The organism is Rhodococcus sp. SORGH_AS_0303 (genome assembly GCF_030819335.1).
Taxonomy (GTDB): Bacteria; Actinomycetota; Actinomycetes; order Mycobacteriales; family Mycobacteriaceae; genus Rhodococcoides.
In genome coordinates, this window is the sequence record NZ_JAUTBO010000001.1 from 3,128,148 (window position 1) to 3,147,785 (window position 19,638).

Below are 19,638 nucleotides of genomic sequence, written 5' to 3' on the forward strand. Positions count from 1 at the left end.
ACCTGTGACGCTGCCACTGAGCCGGGTCGAGTTCACTCCACGGAGGGGATTCGACCCGGCTTCGTGGTATCTGCAGGTACCCGTGGTCGCCGAGATCGTGCGCACCGGGCTCGACTTCGACAGTCCCGTGACCGTGATCGTCGGGGAGAACGGAACCGGGAAGTCGACGCTGATGGAGGCGCTGGCCGCGTGCTGGGCCTTCGGTCTCGGTGCGGCCGACGCGATGTGGTCACCCAGCGGCGGGGCGCAGGACACCGACCTGCACAAGCACCTGACGTGCCACGGTGCCCGACCGCGGCCGCAGGGCGGGTGTTTCCTGCGCGCCGAGACGATGCACGGATTGTTCGAGTCCGCGGACGCACGGCGAGTCCGCGACACCGACGTCGTCTACAACGCGCTGTCCCACGGACAGTCGTTTCTGCGCTATGTCGCGGATCGCCCTGTCGCAGTCGGACTCTGGTTGATGGACGAGCCCGAGGCGGCCTTGTCGTTCCAGTCGTGTCTGGCGTTGATCTCGGTGATGAAGGAACTGGTCGAGGAGGGCTCACAGATCGTGATGGCGACGCACTCGCCGGTGCTCGCCGCCATGCCGGGTGCACGCCTGCTCGAACTCGGCGAGGACGGTCTGTCGTCCACGACGTGGGAGGAGGCGCAGGTCGTCCAGGACTGGTCGGCGTTCTTCGACGCCCCCGCCCGGTTCCTGCGCCACCTCTGACACGCCTAGGCGGTCGGGGCCTCCGGCAACGTGACGACCTGGCCGGCGAACGACAGGCCGGCACCGAAACCGAGCAGCAGGGCGGTGTCGCCCTTCTTCGCCTTGCCGGTGCGCAGCACCTCCTCCACCGCGAGCGGGATCGAAGCGGCCGAGGTGTTGCCGGCCTCGGCGATGTCGTGTGCCACCGGGATGTCCTCGGCGAGCTCGAGGCTCTTCGCCAGCAGATCGGTGATGCGGGAGTTCGCCTGGTGCGGCACGAAGACGTCCAGCTCGGAGGCCTTGACGCCTGCCTTGTCGAGGGCCTCGCGCGCCACCTTGGCCATCTCGAACGCCGCCCAGCGGAAGACCGCGATACCGGTCATCGCGATCCACGGACGATCGGCGTTCGGATCCTCCTTCAGGTCCGCGAAGTACTGCAGCCAGTCCTTGTCCTGCTTGATGGCGTCGGCCTGCGAGCCGTCCGAACCCCAGACGACCGGTCCGATGCCGGGCTCCTCGGTGCGGCCGACGACCATGGCGCCGGCACCGTCGCCGAAGATCATGCGCGTGCCGCGATCGTCGGGTCGCGTCGTGACGCTCAGGTGCTCGGTGCCGATGACCAACACCTTGTCCGACGTGCCCGCGCGGACCATGTCCGAGGCGAGTGCGAGGCCGTAGCAGAAGCCCGCGCAGCCCGCGCCGAGGTCGAAGGCGCCGGGGCCACCGGTGCCGAGTGCGTCCGCGATGATCGACGCGGCGGGCGGTGTGAGCAGCAGGTGAGTGGACGTCGCGATGATGACGCAGCCGATCTCGGCGGCATCCACGCCGGAGTTCTCGAGGGCGCGGCGTCCGGCCTCGATCGACATGGAGACCACGTTCTCGTTCTCCCCGGCGAAACGGCGGGACTCGATGCCCGTACGGGTACGGATCCACTCGTCGCTCGAGTCGATGGTCTTGCAGATCTCCTCGTTGGTGACGACACGCTCGGGCCGGTAGGCCCCGATACCCAGGATTCCCGAGTGTCGCGTCTCGGTCGGGATACTGATCTGCGCGCCCATCGAAGGCCGTCCTCTCGTGCTGCCGACCGCCGCTCGTGCGCCGGTGTACGCCCTCACGTTACTGGTGCGGACCCGTCGATCGAAGGGGGTGTCGCTCGAGGTGTCATCCCGCGTCGGCACTCGCCCACGACAACTCGGTCGTGTCCGCCGTCGGCAGCGCCACGGCAGGCAGCGCGTGCACCAGCAGTTCGATCAGCTCGTCCCGGCTGAGGTCCTCCTGGTTCAGCCAGGTGATGGTGACCTCCTCGCAGAACGCCACCCAGCCGCGGACGGCCAGCGCGATCCGCGGGGTGCGCTCGACACCGAGCAGCGGGAGCTGCGACACCGTCCGTTCGACCATGACGTCGCGGGTGCGCTCGAAGACGGCCCGCATGTCGGGATCCCCGCTCGCGGTGCCGCGCAGCAGCGAGACGTAGCTGGAGCGGTGCTCGGTGACGTAGTCGACGTAGGACGCGAGTGCCACGGCGAGCGTCGTCAACGGGTCGAGCCCGACGGGCGGCTCGGTGGCGTCGAGCATCTGTCGGCTGGTGTGCTCGACGATCGCGACGTGGAAGTCGTGCTTGGACGAGAAATAGTGGAAGAGCAGCCCACGCGACACGCCCGCCTGGTCGGCGATGTCCTCGACCGAGATGGCGTCCAGCGTGCGCTCCGAGAGCATCTCGACCCCCAGGTCGATGAGCTGGGCCCGCCGCTGTTCCGGACTGAGCCGCGTTCGCTTCACGCTGTCCATGCGCTCCATACTACTGAACGTTCGTCAGTAACTGTTGACCTGCGCTCAATAAGGACCTAGTCTGGGTTCATGAGTCTTCCAGTCACAGATACCGACGCTGTCGCTGCACGCTACGTCGACACCATCATCATCGGCAGCGGTTTCGCAGGACTGGGCGCCGCGATCAAGCTGAGCCAGCAGGGAAGCACCGATTTCCTGGTCCTCGAGCGCGGCAGCGACGTCGGTGGCACGTGGCGCGACAACACCTACCCCGGTGCCGCCTGCGACGTGCCCTCGCACCTCTACTCGTACTCGTTCGCGCTGAATCCGGACTGGACCCGCTCGTTCTCCCGTCAGCCGGAGATTCAGAAGTACATCGAGAGCGTCGCGCGGCAGTACCGCGTGTACGACCGCCACGTCTTCGACTGCCACGTCGAGTCGGCCCGCTGGAACACCGCCACCTCGCAGTGGGACATCGTGACCACCCGGGGGAACTTCACGGCCAAGAAGGTCGTGTCCGCCGTCGGCGCCCTGTGCGAGCCGAACCTCCCGGACATCGCCGGCATCACCGATTTCCAGGGCGAGATCTTCCACTCGGCCCGCTGGAACCACGACGCGAGCCTCGAGGGCAAGCGCGTCGCCGTCATCGGTACCGGCGCCTCCGCGATCCAGATCGTCCCGGCCATCGCGCCGACGGTCGCCCATCTCGACGTCTACCAGCGCACCGCCCCGTGGGTCCTCCCGCGCTTCGACCGCGAGTACACCCGCATCGAGAAGCTGGCGTTCAAGTACCTCCCCGGCTACCAGCGTCTGTCACGCACCGGCATCTACGCCGCACGTGAGACCCAGGTCGTCGGCCTCACCCGCGTCCCCAAGCTCATGAAGGCGTTCGAGTTCATCGCGCGCCGACAGATCGCGAAGGGCATCCGCGACACCGAGCTGCGCCGCAAGGTGACGCCGAACTTCCGCATCGGCTGCAAGCGCATGCTGATCTCCAACAACTACTACCCGGCACTGGATCGACCGAACGTCGACCTGGTGACCGACGGTATCCGTGAGGTGCGGGCGCACTCCATCGTGACGGCCGACGGAACCGAGCGTGAGATCGACGCCCTGGTGGTCGCCACCGGATTCCACGTGACCGACTCCCCCACCTTCCAGGGCATCTTCGGCAAGGACGGCCGCTCGCTCGCCGAGGTCTTCGACGAGCGCGGACAGCAGGGATACAAGGGCGCCACGGTCGCGGGCTTCCCCAACCTGTTCTTCCTGGTCGGACCCAACACGGGCTTGGGGCACACCTCGATGGTGTTCATGATCGAGTCGCAGCTGAACTACGTGATCGACGCGCTCAACACGATCGACAAGCACGATCTCGGTGTCGTCGAGGTGCGCCGCGAGGTGCAGGACGAGTTCAACGCCGACCTGCAGACCAAGCTGAACAAGACGGTGTGGCTCAACGGCGGGTGCGCGAGCTGGTACCTCGACAAGCACGGCAACAACACGACGCTGTGGCCGGACTTCACCTTCGAGTTCCGCCGCATCACCCGCAATTTCGACCTCGAGGCATACGACGCCCTCGCGGCCGGCGACGTCACGAGGCCTGTGAGCGCCGTCGACGGCACCCCCACCCCTGCGACGACCGACAACGACGACGAGAAGGCGATCTCCCGATGAGCGAGTTCCGTGGACGAGTGGCCGTGGTGACCGGAGCCGGATCGGGGATCGGCCGTGCGCTGGCTCTCGAACTGGCTTCGCGCGGAGCACGACTCGCGCTGTCCGACGTCGACTCGGTCGGCCTGGCCGCCACCGTGGCGGCCGTGGAGCAGCGCGGCGGAGAGGTCCGCAGCGACCACCTCGACGTCAGCGAACGCGGCAGCGTGCTCGACTACGCGGAGACCGTGCGTCGGCACTTCGGTGTGGTGAACCAGATCTACAACAACGCCGGCATCGCCTTCCACGGCGACGTCGAGAAGACCGAGTTCAAGGATCTCGAGCGCGTGATCGACGTCGACTTCTGGGGCGTCGTCAACGGTACGAAGGCATTCCTCCCGCATCTCGTCGAGTCGGGAGACGGTCACGTGGTCAACGTGTCCAGCCTGTTCGGCCTCCTGTCGATCCCGTCCCAGTCCGCGTACAACGCAGCCAAGTTCGCCGTGCGCGGCTTCACCGAGGCGTTGCGCCAGGAGATGCTGATCGCCCGCCACCCGGTGCACGTCACATGTGTCCACCCGGGCGGCATCAAGACGGCGATCGCCCGCAACGCGACCGTCGCCGAGGGCCAGGACCAGAAGTCGGTGGCCGAGTTCTTCGACCGTCGCCTCGCGAAGACCACCCCGGAGCAGGCCGCCCTGGTGATCCTGCGCGGAGTGGAGAAGAACAAGGCCCGCGTGCTCATCGGCAACGACGCCCGCGCGCTCGACGCCCTCGCCCGCATCACGGGATCGCGGTACCAGGACATCATCGTCAGGCTGTCCTCGCGCGTCCTGCCGCGGACGACCACCCAGCGGTAAGGCTGACGGTAGGTTCGGGCGATGCGACCGATGACTCTGCCATTGCCCGTGGTGTCGCGGGTTCTGAAGCCCGTGTTCCGGGTGATTCTGAATCCGCGCCTCCCGGTTCCGGTGCAGCGCACACTGCTCGAGGTCGCGGCCCGGTCCCTACCGCTGCCGGAGGGCACGGTGATCCGCAGCGAGACCGTGGGCGGTGTCCCGGTCGAACGGGTCACCGTCGGTGCCACCGTCCGCCGCACCGCCGTGTTGTATCTGCACGGCGGTGCGTACACGCTGGGGTCGCCGCTGACGCACCGCGTCGTCACGTCGTCGCTCGCCCGCGACACTGGCGCCGTCGTGGTGGCGGCGCACTACCGTCTGGCTCCGGAGCATCCCTGCCCGGCCGCGCTCGAGGACGCACTGGCCGTGTTCGACGGGCTGGTCGCCGACGGTGTCGCGGCCGATCACATTGCCGTGGTCGGTGATTCGGCCGGCGGCGGTCTGGCCGCGGCGACGACACAGGCGCTCGTCGACCGTGGCACACCACCGTCGTGCGTCGCGATGATCTCCCCGTGGGCCGATCCGGCGGACCAGGACTTCCCGGCGCCGCGCGACTTCCTGCTCGACGCTCGCTGGTTGCGGAACTCGGCGCGGCAGTATCTGGGCGACGGCGACCCGACCGATCCGCGCTACGCCCCCGTGCGTGGCACGTTGACCGGCTTCCCCTCGACGTTGATCCAATACTCCGCCGACGAGATCCTGCGGCCCCAGATCCTTCGCTTCGTCGACGCATTGACCGAGGCCGGTGTCTCCGTGCGGTGCACCGAACTCACGGATCTGTGGCACGTCGCCCACCTGCAGGCCACCCTGCTGGCCGAGGCGGCGACAGCGGTCAGGGAGATCGGCGCCTTCGTCCGCGACGCGACCGCCCACTCAGAACGACTGCGTCCCTAGCCAACTCGCGGCGACCGCGCCCGGATCCTCGCCGCCGCGGACACGGTCGACCATCTCCGCGAGATCCGCGGTGGTGAGTTCACCGGCGATGATCTGCAGCGGACGGTCCAGTGTCTCGTCCACGGAGCCCTTGCGGACGAGAGGGACGAGGACGTCGGCGGTGAGGCCGTCTCGATCGTCGGCGAGCACCACGTCGGTCGCATCGACCACGGCGACCCGGTCCGTGGCCCGGACGATCGTCACCTCGGTGGGGCCGGCAGGAGCGAACGCACAGTCGTAACTCTCGGCGAGGGCCCGTGTCACCGCGGACGCATCGACGGCCGGGTCGACGGCGGCGGAGAGGCGGGAACACTGCGGAGACAGAGCCGACAGAGTGGCTTCGGGGAGAGCCGATCCCGCGGCCGCGGTGACGGACACCGTCGGCCCGTTCTCGGCGAGACCCTGGTCGGTGACCGCCAGCCACTCCGGCAGTGCACGCGCCAGATCGGCGTAGACGTCCTCGGGCGCCCGCGCGGCGGACGACGGATCCAGTTGCGCCAGAAACGATCCGGTGAAGCCGGGGACGAGCTCGACCGAGGCGTCGTCGAGGCCGGCGAGCGCGCCGGGGAGACCGTCGACCGTGTCCACCCGAGCGGCCGCTCCCCCGCGTGACAGCGCGTCGGCGTACAGGTGCGCCAGCACCGTCTGCACCGGAGTTCCGGTGTCGGCGACCACCAGCGGCTGCGGGCGCGTCGTCCCCTCGGGGCCGCCGGTACTCGAACACCCGGCCACCACCGAGGCCGCGAGCAACGCCGCGACGGCCGACCTGCAGACCTGCATCGACCATCCTCTCGAACCCGGTACCGGCGTTCCGGCGCCGAAAGCGGGCCGGTGTCGGGGCCTATCGTTACACTCGAACAGTGAACACGACACGTCGCACCACCTCACGTTCCGTGCGCGTCGCCGCCACCGCTCTGGTGGCCGCTGCAGCACTCACCCTGTCCGCCTGCGGCGGCGACTCCGATCCACTGAGCAGCGGCGGTGAGGGTGGTAGCGGAGGCGATCCGAACACCATCGTCGTCGGTTCCGCGAACTTCACCGAGTCCGAGATCATCGCCAACATCTACGCCGACGCGTTGAAGGCCAACGGCTTCGACGCCAGCACACGCCTGTCCATCGGCAGCCGTGAGGCCTACATCCCGGCCGTGCGCGACGGCTCCATCGACCTCATCCCGGACTACACCGGAAACCTGTTGCTGTACTTGGACCCCGAGGCCACGGCCACGGCGCCCGACGAGGTGAACACCGCCCTCACGGCGGCACTGAGCGACGACCTCCTGGCATCCACGCCGGCCCCCGGCGAGGACAAGGACGCCGTCGTCGTCACGCGGGACACCGCGACGCGCTGGAACCTGACCAACATCGCCGATCTCGCGCCGTACGCGGGTGAGGTCAAGTTCGGTGGGCCGCCCGAGTTCGCCGAGCGTCCCGTCGGCCTGCCCGGCCTGCGCGACAAGTACGGCGTCGACATCCCGGCCGCCAACTTCGTCCCGATCTCCGACGGCGGCGGCCCGGCCACCGTGGCCGCCCTCGCTGCGGGGGACATCACCGCGGCGAACCTGTTCACCACCACGCCCGCGATCGTCGAGAACGACTTCGTGGCACTGGGCGACCCGGACAACAACTTCCCGGCGCAGAACGTGGTCCCGGTCTACAACTCGTCGAAGAAGTCGGACAAGCTCACCGCCGTCCTCGACGCCGTGTCGGCCAAGCTCACGACGGTGGAGTTGCTGGCGCTGAACCAGGAGGTGTCGGGCGACGCGAAGACCGAGCCCGCCGCCGCCGCGAACGCCTGGGTCGTCGAGCAGGGTCTGGACAAGCCGGTCTCGTGATCTCGTTCGAGGGAGTCACCAAGCAGTACCCGGACGGAACGCTCGCGGTCGACTCTCTCGATCTCCGGATCGAGGACCGGTCGTTCACCGTCTTCGTCGGCCCGTCGGGCTGCGGCAAGACGACCTCGATGCGAATGATCAACCGGATGATCGAGCCCACGTCGGGCACGATCAGCGTCGACGGTCGAGACATCTCGACCGTCGACGCCGTCAAACTCCGGCTGGGTATCGGTTACGTCATCCAGAGCGCCGGCCTGCTGCCTCACCGCACCGTCGTCGACAACGTCGCCACCGTTCCGGTGCTGACGGGTCGTTCACGCAAGGAGGCCCGTCGCGACGCGATGGAGGTCCTCGAGCGCGTCGGCCTCGATCTGTCGCTGGCCACCCGGTACCCCGCTCAGCTGTCGGGCGGCCAGCAGCAGCGCGTCGGGGTCGCGCGTGCCCTGGCGGCAGATCCTCCGATCCTGCTGATGGACGAGCCGTTCAGCGCCGTCGATCCGGTGGTGCGCGAAGACCTGCAGACCGAGATGCTCAGGCTGCAGGCCGATCTGAAGAAGACCATCGTGTTCGTCACGCACGACATCGACGAGGCCATCAAACTCGGCGATCGCATCGCCGTGTTCGGCACCGGCGGAACGTTGCAGCAGTACGACACCCCCGACGTGGTGCTGTCGGCTCCCGCGACCGACTTCGTCGCGTCCTTCGTCGGTCGGGACCGCGGCTACCGTGGACTGTCGTTCCGCCACGGTGACGGGGTGTCCCTGCATCCCATCACGACGGCGTCGGAACAGGACGCGGCGTCGATCCGTCTCGACCAGGGCCAGTGGCTTCTCGTCGTCTCCGCCGAGGGCCGTCCGCGAGGCTGGATGGACGTCACCGGCCTCGAGGCGCTCAAGTCCGGCGCGAGCATCGCGGACAGCACCTCCGCGGGCGGTTCGCTGTACCCGCCGTCGGGCGATCTGCGACAGGCGCTGGACGCGGCCATCTCGTCGCCGTCCGGCGTCGGCGTGGCGGTCGACGCGAACGGCGCCGTCCTGGGCGGTATCGACGCCACCGAGGTGGTGGCGTTGCTGGCGGACCAGCGTCGAGCCGAGGACCGCGAGCGCGGCCGCCAGTACTTCGAGAAGCCCTGATGCGCTGGCTGATCGACAACATCGACATCGTCCTCGAGCTGACGCGGACCCACCTGTACCTGTCGCTGGTGCCGCTGCTCGTCGGACTGGTCGTCGCGGTGCCCGTGGGCGCGGCCGTGCGCACGGTGGGCTGGCTGCGGCGTCTGACCCTGGTGGTGGCGAGCGTCGCGTTCACGATCCCCTCGCTCGCACTGTTCGTCACCATCCCGCTCATCGCGGGACTGCGTGTCCTCGATCCGTTGAACGTGGTCATCGCGCTCACGGTGTACTCCACGGCGCTGCTCGTCCGCGCAGTGCCCGAGGCACTCGACTCGGTGTCCCCCGCCGTCGTCGACGCGGCCACCGCGGTCGGCTTCGGACGGTTCCGCCGCGCCGCGACCGTCGAACTGCCGCTGGCACTTCCCGTGCTCGTTGCGAACGTCCGCGTCGTCGCGGTCACCAACATCTCGATGGTGTCGGTCGGGTCGGTCATCGGCATCGGTGGTCTCGGACAGCTCTTCACCCAGGGTTACCAGCGCGACTACCCCGACCAGATCCTGGCGGGCATCATCGCGATCGTCGTGTTGGCCCTGGTCTTCGACGCGCTGCTGTTCCTGCTCGGGCGTGCGTTGACGCCGTGGACCCGCGCCGGTGCGCCCTCGACGCGCCGGCGACGAGTGACGGAGGCCCGCGCATGAGCATCTTCTCCGACGCGATCGGCTACATCCTCGACGGCGCCAACTGGTCCGGCGGCACCGGCATCGCGACGCGTCTCACCGAGCACGTCTGGTACAGCTTCCTCGCCGTACTGTTCTCCGTCGTCGTGGCGGTTCCGCTGGGACTGCTGATCGGGCACCTGCGCCGCGGCGAGGTGGCCCTGGTCGGCCTGGTGAACAGTCTGCGCTCGCTGCCGACGCTCGGCGTGCTGACGTTCCTCGTCCTGCTGCTCGGGCTGGGCCTGGTGCCACCACTGATCGCCCTCGTGCTCCTGGGCATTCCGCCCATCCTCGCCGGGACGTATGCGGGTGTGGCCAATGTCGACGCCACCGTCGTGGACGCGGCACGGGCGATGGGCATGACCGAACGCCAGGTGCTGCTGCGGGTGGAGATTCCCAACGCGCTGCCGCTGCTGCTCGGGGGCATCCGCAACGCCACCCTGCAGGTCATCGCCACCGCCACCGTCGCCGCCTTCGTCAACCTGGGCGGCTTCGGGCGGTACATCTTCGACGGTCTGGCGCTCTACAGCTACGACCGAGTGGTGGTCGGCGCGATCCTGGTGGCCGTGCTGGCTCTCGTGGCGGACGGCCTGCTGGCCCTCGCCGTGTGGGTCTCGGCGCCCGGGACGGGGCGGCTGCGCCGCGCGCCCCGTCTCTGAGACCTCTCAGGCGACGCCGTCCGCCTTCGCAGCCGCGGCCACTGCCGCCGCGACGGCCGGAGCGACCCGCGGGTCGAGTGGGCTGGGCACGATCATGTCGACGCTCAGATCGTCGCCGACCACGGACAGGATCGCGTCCGCGGCGGCGAGCTTCATGTTCTCGGTGATGCGCCGCGCGCCCGCATCGAGAGCACCGCGGAACACACCGGGGAACGCGAGCACGTTGTTGATCTGATTGGCGAAGTCGCTGCGTCCGGTGGCGACGATGCCGGCGTACTTCTTCGCGTCCTCCGGATGGATCTCCGGGTTCGGGTTGGAGAGGGCGAAGACGATGCTGTCGTCTGCCATCGAGGCGATGAGTTCGTGCCCGATCTTCCCCGCGGAGACCCCGAGGAACACGTCCGCATCGGTCAGGGCGTCGGCAGCCGTCCCGGAGAGGCCGCGCGGGTTGGTACGCGAAGCGAGGTCGACCTTCACGGGATTGAGGTCGGCGCGATCCGCACCGACGATGCCCTTCGAGTCGAGCACCACCACGTCCGAGATGCCCGCGGCGAGCAGGACGTTCGCGCACGCGACGCCCGCGGCTCCCGCACCGGAGATGACGACACGCAGACCCGCGAGCTCGCGCTTCTGCACTGCCACAGCGCCTTTCAGCGCAGCCAGGACGACAATGGCCGTACCGTGCTGGTCGTCGTGCATGACCGGGCAGTCGAGTGCCTCGACGACGCGCTTCTCGATCTCGAAGCACCGGGGTGCCGAGATGTCCTCGAGGTTCACGGCTCCGAAGCTGGGCCGCAGGCGGATCAGCGTCTCGACGATCTCGTCGACGTCGTTGGTGTCGAGCACGAGCGGAATCGAGTTGAGGCCGGCGAACTTCTTGAACAGTGCCGCCTTGCCCTCCATGACGGGCAGCGAGGCGCGCGGGCCGATGTCGCCCAGACCCAATACCGCGGAGCCGTCGCTGACCACCACCACGAGTCGCTCGGTCCAGGTGTACTTGTTCACCAGCTCCTGATCGGCGGCGATCGCACTGCTCACCTTGGCCACCCCGGGGGTGTACGCGATGGAGAGGTCGCGCTTGGTCTCGAGCGGCGCGGTGAGCTCGACGGACAGCTTACCGCCCACGTGGCTGAGGAAGATCTCGTCGTCCGTGATGGTCGTGAGGTCGTCGCGGGCAGGCCGGAGGCCGGTCGTGTGTCGGGTCGGATCTGTTGCGGCGGTCACTGGGCGCTCCTTCATCGTCCGCACGGAGGGTGCGGATCACAGGCGTGAGGGGAAGTCGAGATGCGCGCCCGGGGGATGAGAACCGAGGGCAGGCGACATCTCGATGCGTGCGCGGCGGGTGAGCCGACTTCGCGCGCCACCGACGAGCGGTGACCGGGGTCGATCACCACGGGGTGGCGGTGATCGCGAGTGGAGCCAGTGTGCCACCGCCGGTTCCTCGGGAGCAAACAGGTGCCGGTTAGCCTCACCCTTGTCTCGTCAGCCCCACCATTGCGTCCACAGCAGGGCTCCCGCGACCACCAGCACGCCCAGTGAGCCGAGGAACGACACCCCACGCGAGCGATGGTCGGCGATCCGCTGGAGCAGGAGCGCCGCGACGACGGCGGCGACGTGCCACGCGATGGACGCGGTGCCGGGGCCGGGGAATCCCCGATCACCGCCGACGACGGCGGCGGCGATGACGAGCGCCGTGAGGACGACGAGACCCGCGGTGATCGATCCGCTGAGCGCCTTCACCGGCGGCCTCCGGGTACGACGAGCGGCACGCCCGTCGCCCGGCTCACCAACGCGTCGAACTGGTCCTCGGCGGTGGTGCGGGCCGCGATCGGCGTCGTCTTGTTGGTGCCGTGGTAGTCGGAGGATCCGGTCACGACGAGATCGTGCTCGCGCGCGATGTCGCGCAGGACGTCCGCGTCCTCGGGGCTGTGGTCGGGGTGATCGACCTCGAGTCCGCCGAGTCGCCCACCGGCGGCGAGCTCGAGAATGTGGTCGGTGTGCAGGAGCCGACCTCGCGTGCGCGCGCGGGCGTGGGCGATGACGGGCACTCCCCCGGCGTCGGCGATCAACTCGACGGCGAGGTCGAGTGGGGTGTCCGCCTTCTCGACGTAGTACGTCCCACCGGTCCGCAGCAGGTCGGTGAACGCGTCGTCCACGGTCTCGACGACTCCGGCCGCGACCAGTGCACGGGCGAGGTGCGGGCGGCCCGCCGACGGACCTGCCGCGGCCAGGATGGTGTCGGCGTCGACGTCGTAGCCGTCGGCCGCCATACGGTCGATCATGCTGCGCAGACGCACTTCCCGCTCCCCACGCAACCGGCTGCGCTCCTCGGCGAAGGCGACGTGCCCGGGGTCGAAGAGGTACGCGAGCAGATGCACCGTCACCGGGTCACCGTCGGCTCCGCGGCCCTGGCACGACATCTCCATGCCACGGACCAGGGTGGGCGCACCGGGCGTCGCGGTCACCGCGGCCACGGCCTCGTCCCAGCCGTGAGTGGTGTCGTGGTCGGTCAACGCGATCACGTCGAGGCCCGCGGCGGTCGCCGTGGCGATCAGCTCGGTGGGCGTCTCGGTTCCGTCCGACGACGTGGAATGGGTGTGGAGATCGATCAGCACGCGCCCAGTCTGTCAGGTGCGCGAGCGCTCAGGTGGGCGGGCGCAGCGACGCCGCCGAGCGCCGCGGGTCGGCGATGTCGATGCCCGCCTCGGTCCACGCGTCGCGCAACGCATCGGCTCCGCGCAGGCGCACCCACGCGGCCTCGGTGCCGGTGATCGGGACTGCCCGCAGGAACCGCACCGGATCGTACGGTTCGGGCAGCTCGAGGTCGGCCACCCCGGACTCGGCCGTCAGCAGCACCGCCGTGAACGGAGCGCCGGGCCAGAGAGGCTCGCCGGCGTCCAGGAGGGCGTCGGGCACCAGCACGATGCCCTCCACCGCGGGCGACGCGGCGAAGACGGCGAGCGTGCGCCAGACCTCGGCGACGGACTCGTCGACTCCGCGCAGGGCCAGGATCAGCTCGGCGCGCGGGCCTCGCTGCGAGTCGGTGACCATGTCGGACGGGTCGGCCATCGGATGCCGCGAGCACCCGAGAGTGGTGAACCGCACGACTCCCTCGACGTCGGCAGCGAACAGCAACACCTCCAGCGGCTCGAGGCCCAGGAAGGTCACGGACGCGCTGGACGGGTCGTCCTGACCGAGCACCGTCTGCAGATGGGTTCGCACCTGCGCTGTCACGTCGCTCCCACTCACACCGTCCATCCAACCCCACGACGTCCGTACCGGCTCCGACGGGACCGGCGTGCCGGTACGGTCCTGCGTGTGGTGACTGTGCTGACCGTGTCCGACGAGGTGGTCGAAGGCCTGTGGAACGCCCGCACACTCCCGTTCGACGTCGACCTGGTCCTCGGTGCGGGCGACCTGCCGTTCGAGTACCTCGAGCACCTCGCCGAGGCCGCCGACGCCCCGTGCGTCTTCGTCCCCGGCAACCACGACGCCGACCTCACCGGGTACTCGGCCGGTCGAGCCGGCTGGATGCGTGCCGGGCTGCCGTCGAGCTGGCCCGGTCCGGACGGCGCCGTCAACGCCGATCGACGGATCGTCAGCGCCGCCGGTCTGCGGATCGCGGGGCTGGGCGGGTCCATCCGCTACCGCGACGGACCCAACCAGTGGACGGAACGGCAGCAGAAGCGGCGCTCCGGCTCCCTGATCCGGACCCACACCTGGCACCCGCTGCTGCGACGCGGAGCGGACGCACACGGGGTCGACGTCCTGCTGACCCACAGCCCACCGTTCGGTGTCGGCGACGCCGAGGACGCACCACACCGCGGTTTCCGGTGTCTCGATCCGCTCACCGAGCGGTTGCGGCCTCAGCTCCTCGTCCACGGACACATCCACCCGCACGGCACGAGGCCGGCCGACCGACAGCTGCACGGAGCCACGGTGATCAACACCGTCGGCTACGCCCTGATCGACATCACCCCGGGCGGCGACACCGCGCCCATCATCGAGAGGCGACGTCATGGCTCGTGACACCGGATTCCCCGCTGCCGACGCGCAGAACGACTTCTCCCGCCAGCGCCGGCGCGCGGACGTGGCGCGGTTGGTCGGCTGGCTGCGCCGTCAACCGGACGACATCAACACGGTCCTGCCGTTCGACGAAGTGGTCGCCGCCCTGGGCAAGGTGCGGGAGCGCCGCGTCGGACTCGAGGTCATCCGGGTCGACTCGATCGTGGGCAGCGTGGATCGCACCCGCGACTTCGACCGGTACTTCCGCCCGACGTCGACCCGGACACGCGAACGCTGGCAGCGCCTCGCCACCGCCTGGCGCCGCGGCGAACCGATGCCGCCCATCGAGGTGTATCGCGTCGGCGGCATGCACTTCGTCATCGACGGGCACCATCGCGTGTCCATCGCCTGCGCGATGCACAGTCTCACCATCGAGGCCTACGTCACCGAGATCATCACCCGCATCTCCCCCGACGGCATCTCCACGAGGGGCGATCTCCTGGTGAAAGATCACCGGCGCATCTTCCTCAGCCGCGTCCCCCTCACCGGGAAGTCGCGCGAGGCGATCGAGTTCACGGATCCGTGGCAGTACGCAGAACTCTCGGATGCGGTGGAGGCCTGGGGTTTCCGGCTGATGCAGGAGCTCGGCGAGTTCGTCGACCGGCGCACCGTCGCCCGCCGCTGGTTCGGTGAGGAGTTCCTGCCGGTCGTCCGGATGGTGCGGTCCGTCGGGGGCATGTTGACCCGCCACACCGACGCCGAGGCCTACATGTGGGTGGCGCGCGAGCGTTACCGCCTGGTGCGCAGTCACATCTGGAACGACGAGATCATCGCGCAGCTCAAGGAGGCCGCCCCGAACTGAGACGGGCGCCGACCGAGACGGCGACGGCCCCCACCGTGCGGTGGGGGCCGTCGTCGCGTTCGAGCGGTCAGAGCGTCAGGTTGGCACCCGACTCGACGTCGAACACCGACACGCGCTTCTGGTCGAACCACAGCTCGATGGACTCACCCATGCGAGCGGCGGACTCGGCCGAGAGTCGAGCGACCAACTGGCCGCCGTCCGCGCCGGAGTCCGCGGCCAGCTCGTCGAGTTCGCGCGAGGTGACCTTGGGGCCCTCGGCGGAGAAGTAGATGTACTTGTCCGACCCCATCGACTCCAGCACCTCGACTCGCGCTGAGAACGTGCTGCCGTTGATCTTCTGGTACGACTCGACGAGCGAGGCGTCCTCGAGATGCTCGGGGCGGATGCCGACGACGACGTCCCCCTTCGCGTTCTTCGAGGCGATCTTCTGCCGCGCCTCGTCGCTCAACCGGATCTCGCCGAGCGAGGTGGTGACCCCGCCGTCCGTCAGACGACCCGACACGAAGTTCATGGACGGCGACCCGATGAAGCCCGCCACGAACAGGTTTCGCGGGTGATCGTAGAGCTCCTGCGGCGAGCCGATCTGCTGCACCAGCCCGCCGCGGAGCACGACGACGCGGTCGCCGAGCGTCATGGCCTCGGTCTGGTCGTGCGTCACGTACACCGTGGTGGTCTCGAGACGCTTCTGCAGCTGGGCGATCTCGGTCCGCATCTGCACGCGCAGCTTGGCGTCGAGGTTCGACAGCGGCTCGTCCATGAGGAACGCCTTGGGGCTGCGGACGATCGCGCGTCCCATCGCGACGCGCTGACGCTGACCACCGGAGAGGTTGGACGGCTTGCGGTCGAGGTGCTGGCCCAGGTCGAGGATGCGGGCGGCGTCGTCGACCTTCTTCGCGATGTCCTCCTTGCTCATCTTGGCGAGTGTGAGGGGGAAGGCGATGTTGTCGCGCACCGTCATGTGGGGGTAGAGCGCGTACGACTGGAACACCATCGCGATGTCGCGATCCTTCGGTGCCCGCTCGTTCACGCGCTCACCGGCGATGCGCAGCTCGCCGCTCGAGATATCCTCGAGGCCGGCGATCATGTTGAGCGTGGTGGACTTTCCGCAGCCGGAGGGTCCGACCAGGATGATGAACTCGCCGTCGGCGATGGTGATGTCGACGTCGCTCACCGCCGCGGCACCGTCCGGGTACAGCTTGGTCACTTTGTCGAGAACGATTTCGGCCATGGACTTATCCCTTCACTGCGCCGGACGTCAGGCCCGCCACGATACGACGTTGGAAGAACAGGACGAAGATGATGATCGGGATGGTGATGACCACGGCCGCAGCCGCGATCGAGCCCGTCGGTTCCTCGAACTGCGAACTACCGGTGAACTGTGAGATCGCTGCCGGCACCGTGACCGAACGCTCGGTGGCCGTCAACGAGATGGCGAGCAGCAGGTCGTTCCACGCGAAGATGAAGACGAGGATCGCCGCGGTGACGATGCCCGGTGCCGCGAGCGGTGCGATGACCTTGCGGAACGCCTGTCCCGGGGTGGCACCGTCCATCTTGGCGGCCTTCTCCAGCTCCCAGGGGATCTCACGGAAGAACGCCGACAGCGTGTAGATGGCGAGCGGGAGCGCGAACGTGATGTACGGGATGATCAGGCCCGGCCAGGTGTCGAACAGGCCCAGTGCACGCTCGATGTCGAACAGCGGTGTGACGAGCGAGATCTGGGGGAACATCGCGATGAGCAGCGCGGCGCCGACGAGGAGCTTCTTGCCGGGGAAGTCGAGACGAGCGACGGCGTAGGCCGCCATCGTGCCGATGACCACCGCGATGAGCGTGGTGATGAGACCGATGCCGATGGAGTTGATCAGGGCGCTGGTGAACTGGGACGTCTGGAAGATGCCCTTGTAGTTGTCCAACGTCCACGTCGTCGGGATGAACTTGCCGTCGGCGATGTTCGCCACCGGCTTGAACGACAGGCTGATGATCCACACGAGCGGGATCAGTGCGTACAGCAGGACGAGAAGGTTGACGATGGACCAGCCGGCCTTCGTCTTCGTGGTGGCTGCCATGGGTCAGCGTCCTTCCGCGTCGGAGCCGGGTGCGGAGGCCCCGAACAGTTTGATGAAGACGAAGGCGATGATGGCCACGCAGAAGAAGATCAGCACGCTGATGGCCGACCCGATACCGAGGTTGAACGCCCCGAAGAGGTTGTCGTACCCGAGGATCGACACCGAACCGGTGCTGTTGCTGCCCTTCGTCAGAACGTAGATGTTGTCGAAGATGCGGAACGCGTCGAGCGTGCGGAACAGCAGCGCCACGAGGATGGCCGGCTTCATCAACGGGATGATGATGCGGATCAGTCGGGTCCACGCGCCGGCGCCGTCCACCTGGGCCGCCTTGAGCAGATCGTCGGGAACGAGCGCGAGACCGGCGAGCAGCAGCAGTGCCATGAACGGCGTCGTCTTCCACACCTCGGCGAGCACGACGATGGCGAGCGACGGAAGCTGCTGCGTCAGAGGCGCACTGCCCTCGGGAAGCAGGTTGGCCAGGTAGCCGGTCTGCGGTGTCCACGCGTAGTACCAGCTGTACGCGGCGGCGACGGTGACGATGCCGTACGGGATCAGCACGACGGTGCGGACGACGCCGCGCCCGAAGATGGTGCGGTGCATGACCAGCGCGACCGCGAGGCCGAGGACGAACTCGATGATCACCGAGATGACGGTGATGCCCACGGTCACCGCGAACGCCGTCCACCAGTAGCCGTCGGTGAGGACGGAGACGTAGTTGGACAGGCCGACGAATTCCTTGTCGTCCGGGAATGCCAGGTTGTACTTCTGCAGACTCAGCCAGAAGGCGTAGATGATGGGATACGCGGTGACGGCGATCATCAGGATCGCGGCGGGAGCGACCAGCAGGAGCCCCAGTCGGCGCTCCGCCTTCTTGCCCTCGGACACCGCCTCGGCCGCCTTGGCGTGCTTCTGCGGGCGTCGGGGCTCGTCGGTGACGGTCATGGGATCAGCCCTTCGGAGTTCACGGCCTGGCGGACCAGATCGGCGAGCCTGTCGACGTCTCCCACGGGATCGATGTCCTGCGGGGGGTTGAGCGCGTCGGTCAGGAGGATCGAGATGGACTGGTACGCGGGCGACACCGGTCGGACCGCGGCACTCTCGATCGAGCCGAGAACGCCCTCCCATGCCGGGTAGGCGGCCTGGAACTCGGGATCGTCGTAGAGCGAGCGGATCACCGGCGGCACACCGCCGTCGACGGCGTTGTTGCGCTGGTTCTGCTCGTCGGTCAGGCACGCGACGGCGGCCCACGCCTCGTCGGGATGCTCGGTGGTCTTGGCGACACCGATGTTGAACCCGCCGATGGTGACCTTGGCGGGCTCACCGGGGTTCACCGAGGGGTACGGCGCACTGCGGAACACCTCGTTCACCGCTGCGTCCTGCTGGTCGGCGGGAACGGTGGACAGGTCGAGGAAGGACACGCCGCCCGCGGCGGCGTTCTCCTTGAGTCCGGGGAGCACGAACGGGTAGTTCACCTCGGCGAACATGGTGCCCGCCTCGACGCCGAGACGTGCTGTGCCCTCGTCACTCTGGGAGACCGAGGGGTCGGCGCCCGGAGCGGTCGCGACGCTCTTGATGATCGAGAGCGCCTTCTCGGTGGCCGCGCGGTGCTCGGGGGTGTCGTTCAGTGTCACGGTGGTGCCGTCCTCGCCGACGACGGATCCGCCGGCACTCTCGAGGAGGGTGTTGAACCAGACCATGAAGCCCTCGTACTGCTTCGCCTGCACACCGATGGCCGCGGGCTTGCCGGAGGCGGCGTTCTCGCCGGCGGTGGCGATGAGGTCGTCCCACGTCGCCGGGGGCTGGCCGTTCGGCACCATGTCCGGGCGGTACCAGAGCAACTGGGTGTTGGAGTTCAGCGGGACCGCGTACAGCTTGTCCTTCTGCTCTGTCTCGGGGTCGAGCCACTCGGCGGTGGCGAGCGGGCCCTCGAGCACCGATCCGTCACGCAGCTTCGCCTCGAGATCGTCCGGAACCGGCAGTGCCCAACCGGCTTCGGCGAACTCGGCGGTCCAGACCACGTCGAGTGTCATCAGATCGAGCGTGCGGTCGTTGCCCGCCAGACGGCGAGCGAGCTGCAGGCGCTGATCGTTGGCGCTCTTGGGGAGCGTGCGCTGCTCCACCCGGTACGCGCCGCCCGACTGCTCGGTGCACGCCTGCGCCGCCGCCGCGTACTGCTCCGCGCCGTCGGCGGCGGTGTAGAAGCTCAACACGATTCCGTCGTCGGAGGATCCACACCCCGCCAACAGACTTCCGGCCACCACCGCGGCGGCCCCTGTCGCTGCGAGTTTCCTCGCCCTGTACCTCTTCGGCACGACCGCCTCCTCTGCCGCAAGAGAAGGCGCCACAGTCGGCCCGACTCCGCAGCGTGTGCTTCGTTGGACACGCATTCCCTGCGAAGTGGAACCTAGTCGAAAGCTGAGAGGAAAACGGTGGCTTGTTGCAATCC

Annotated in this window: 21 protein-coding genes; 10 read left to right on the forward strand and 11 right to left on the reverse strand. The window is 68.6% G+C overall.

Annotated features, from left to right (window positions below; genetic code table 11):
• Nucleotides 1-4 precede the first annotated feature (4 nt).
• The gene (locus tag QE449_RS14630) at nucleotides 5-715 is read left to right on the forward strand and encodes an AAA family ATPase (protein WP_307109037.1); all 711 of its coding nucleotides are present in this window, start codon (nucleotides 5-7) and stop codon (nucleotides 713-715) included.
• 5 nt (nucleotides 716-720) lie between these two features.
• On the opposite strand, the gene QE449_RS14635 is transcribed toward QE449_RS14630, so the two are convergent.
• Together QE449_RS14635 and QE449_RS14640 are read right to left on the reverse strand one after the other, a co-directional pair.
• Nucleotides 721-1,752: a beta-ketoacyl-ACP synthase III gene (locus tag QE449_RS14635; protein WP_027503832.1), complete on the reverse strand. Its 1,032-nt coding sequence runs from the start codon at nucleotides 1,750-1,752 to the stop codon at nucleotides 721-723.
• Nucleotides 1,753-1,855: 103 nt separating this feature from the next.
• Nucleotides 1,856-2,482 carry a TetR/AcrR family transcriptional regulator gene (locus tag QE449_RS14640; protein ID WP_307109038.1) on the reverse strand — a complete coding sequence of 209 codons (627 nt, stop codon included), beginning with the start codon at nucleotides 2,480-2,482 and terminating at the stop codon, nucleotides 1,856-1,858.
• Between the two features lie 69 nt (nucleotides 2,483-2,551).
• Here QE449_RS14640 and QE449_RS14645 point away from each other — a divergent pair, with 69 nt between their 5' ends.
• The 3 genes from QE449_RS14645 to QE449_RS14655 are packed head-to-tail and all read left to right on the forward strand — an operon-like array spanning nucleotide 2,552 to nucleotide 5,904.
• A complete protein-coding gene (locus tag QE449_RS14645; RefSeq protein ID WP_027503834.1) occupies nucleotides 2,552-4,135 on the forward strand; it encodes an NAD(P)/FAD-dependent oxidoreductase in 1,584 nt (527 codons plus the stop codon).
• Entirely contained in the window at nucleotides 4,132-4,971 is an 840-nt protein-coding gene (locus tag QE449_RS14650) for an SDR family oxidoreductase (protein WP_222638150.1), read from the forward strand. The genes QE449_RS14645 and QE449_RS14650 overlap by 4 nt, the downstream gene beginning before the upstream one ends.
• Before the next feature lie 21 nt (nucleotides 4,972-4,992).
• The gene (locus QE449_RS14655) at nucleotides 4,993-5,904 is read left to right on the forward strand and encodes an alpha/beta hydrolase (protein WP_307109039.1); all 912 of its coding nucleotides are present in this window, start codon (nucleotides 4,993-4,995) and stop codon (nucleotides 5,902-5,904) included.
• Here QE449_RS14655 and QE449_RS14660 read toward each other — a convergent pair.
• Nucleotides 5,884-6,723 (reverse strand): glycine betaine ABC transporter substrate-binding protein, encoded by an 840-nt coding sequence (locus QE449_RS14660; protein ID WP_307109040.1) that lies wholly within the window; start codon nucleotides 6,721-6,723, stop codon nucleotides 5,884-5,886. The genes QE449_RS14655 and QE449_RS14660 overlap by 21 nt on opposite strands.
• Nucleotides 6,724-6,803: 80 nt before the next feature.
• On the opposite strand from QE449_RS14660, the gene QE449_RS14665 reads away from it, so the two are divergent.
• The 4 genes from QE449_RS14665 to QE449_RS14680 are packed head-to-tail and all read left to right on the forward strand — an operon-like array spanning nucleotide 6,804 to nucleotide 10,262.
• Nucleotides 6,804-7,775: an ABC transporter substrate-binding protein gene (locus QE449_RS14665; RefSeq protein ID WP_027503838.1), complete on the forward strand. Its 972-nt coding sequence runs from the start codon at nucleotides 6,804-6,806 to the stop codon at nucleotides 7,773-7,775.
• Nucleotides 7,772-8,908, forward strand: a complete 1,137-nt coding sequence (locus QE449_RS14670) for an ABC transporter ATP-binding protein (protein ID WP_027503839.1) — start codon at nucleotides 7,772-7,774, stop codon at nucleotides 8,906-8,908. Before QE449_RS14665 ends, QE449_RS14670 begins: the two co-directional genes overlap by 4 nt.
• A complete protein-coding gene (locus tag QE449_RS14675; protein ID WP_056442575.1) occupies nucleotides 8,908-9,585 on the forward strand; it encodes an ABC transporter permease in 678 nt (225 codons plus the stop codon). Before QE449_RS14670 ends, QE449_RS14675 begins: the two co-directional genes overlap by 1 nt.
• Nucleotides 9,582-10,262, forward strand: coding sequence for an ABC transporter permease (locus QE449_RS14680; RefSeq protein ID WP_027503841.1), 681 nt, complete (start codon nucleotides 9,582-9,584; stop codon nucleotides 10,260-10,262). Before QE449_RS14675 ends, QE449_RS14680 begins: the two co-directional genes overlap by 4 nt.
• Before the next feature lie 6 nt (nucleotides 10,263-10,268).
• Here QE449_RS14680 and QE449_RS14685 read toward each other — a convergent pair whose 3' ends face one another.
• The 4 genes from QE449_RS14685 to QE449_RS14700 form a co-directional block, all read right to left on the reverse strand.
• Nucleotides 10,269-11,501: an NADP-dependent malic enzyme gene (locus QE449_RS14685; protein WP_373428301.1), complete on the reverse strand. Its 1,233-nt coding sequence runs from the start codon at nucleotides 11,499-11,501 to the stop codon at nucleotides 10,269-10,271.
• A gap of 243 nt (nucleotides 11,502-11,744) precedes the next feature.
• Nucleotides 11,745-12,002 (reverse strand): hypothetical protein, encoded by a 258-nt coding sequence (locus tag QE449_RS14690; protein ID WP_027503843.1) that lies wholly within the window; start codon nucleotides 12,000-12,002, stop codon nucleotides 11,745-11,747.
• On the reverse strand, nucleotides 11,999-12,877 hold the full coding sequence (locus tag QE449_RS14695; protein WP_307109042.1) for a PHP domain-containing protein: 879 nt from the start codon (nucleotides 12,875-12,877) through the stop codon (nucleotides 11,999-12,001). The genes QE449_RS14690 and QE449_RS14695 overlap by 4 nt, the downstream gene beginning before the upstream one ends.
• Before the next feature lie 28 nt (nucleotides 12,878-12,905).
• Complete coding sequence (locus QE449_RS14700; protein WP_222627377.1) at nucleotides 12,906-13,520, reverse strand: suppressor of fused domain protein; 615 nt, start codon at nucleotides 13,518-13,520, stop codon at nucleotides 12,906-12,908.
• 60 nt (nucleotides 13,521-13,580) lie between these two features.
• Here QE449_RS14700 and QE449_RS14705 point away from each other — a divergent pair, with 60 nt between their 5' ends.
• Both QE449_RS14705 and QE449_RS14710 read left to right on the forward strand, forming a co-directional pair.
• Nucleotides 13,581-14,291, forward strand: coding sequence for a metallophosphoesterase (locus QE449_RS14705; RefSeq protein ID WP_027503846.1), 711 nt, complete (start codon nucleotides 13,581-13,583; stop codon nucleotides 14,289-14,291).
• On the forward strand, nucleotides 14,281-15,129 hold the full coding sequence (locus tag QE449_RS14710; RefSeq protein WP_307109043.1) for a chromosome partitioning protein ParB: 849 nt from the start codon (nucleotides 14,281-14,283) through the stop codon (nucleotides 15,127-15,129). The genes QE449_RS14705 and QE449_RS14710 overlap by 11 nt, the downstream gene beginning before the upstream one ends.
• A gap of 67 nt (nucleotides 15,130-15,196) precedes the next feature.
• On the opposite strand, the gene QE449_RS14715 is transcribed toward QE449_RS14710, so the two are convergent.
• The 4 genes from QE449_RS14715 to QE449_RS14730 are packed head-to-tail and all read right to left on the reverse strand — an operon-like array spanning nucleotide 15,197 to nucleotide 19,504.
• Nucleotides 15,197-16,357 carry an ABC transporter ATP-binding protein gene (locus QE449_RS14715; RefSeq protein WP_056442586.1) on the reverse strand — a complete coding sequence of 387 codons (1,161 nt, stop codon included), beginning with the start codon at nucleotides 16,355-16,357 and terminating at the stop codon, nucleotides 15,197-15,199.
• A gap of 4 nt (nucleotides 16,358-16,361) precedes the next feature.
• Complete coding sequence (locus tag QE449_RS14720; protein ID WP_027503849.1) at nucleotides 16,362-17,192, reverse strand: carbohydrate ABC transporter permease; 831 nt, start codon at nucleotides 17,190-17,192, stop codon at nucleotides 16,362-16,364.
• 3 nt (nucleotides 17,193-17,195) lie between these two features.
• Nucleotides 17,196-18,134, reverse strand: coding sequence for a carbohydrate ABC transporter permease (locus QE449_RS14725; RefSeq protein WP_027503850.1), 939 nt, complete (start codon nucleotides 18,132-18,134; stop codon nucleotides 17,196-17,198).
• Nucleotides 18,131-19,504 carry an extracellular solute-binding protein gene (locus QE449_RS14730; RefSeq protein ID WP_231476097.1) on the reverse strand — a complete coding sequence of 458 codons (1,374 nt, stop codon included), beginning with the start codon at nucleotides 19,502-19,504 and terminating at the stop codon, nucleotides 18,131-18,133. Before QE449_RS14730 ends, QE449_RS14725 begins: the two co-directional genes overlap by 4 nt.
• Nucleotides 19,505-19,638: the final 134 nt, after the last annotated feature.